Consider the following 231-nt stretch of genomic DNA (forward strand, 5'->3'; position numbering starts at 1 on the left):
GGGTGCCCAGTTGCTGCACATCGGCAAGCGTGCCGAAGGCGTCGTTCACCACCGCCTGGCGTTGCTGCCGCTGCGTCCGGCTGGTGAGTGTGTCGGCCACGATCGCGCGGATGTCCGTGGAGAATATCCACGATTCCGCCTCGCGCTTCTGCAGGCTGTTGGAGCGGGTGATGATCTCTTCCGCCTCGGCCTTGGGGAGATCGGGAGAGGGCTGGACCAGGATGTCCGCTG

General features: G+C 65.8%; 1 protein-coding gene. It reads right to left on the minus strand.

The annotated features are described in order from the left end of the window. A partial coding sequence (locus tag KVS69_RS20850) for a hypothetical protein (protein WP_217540260.1) occupies window positions 1–231 on the minus strand: 231 nt, incomplete at both ends.

This window comes from Stenotrophomonas sp. GbtcB23 (assembly GCF_019091045.1).
GTDB classification, from domain to species: Bacteria; Pseudomonadota; Gammaproteobacteria; order Xanthomonadales; family Xanthomonadaceae; genus Stenotrophomonas; species Stenotrophomonas rhizophila_A.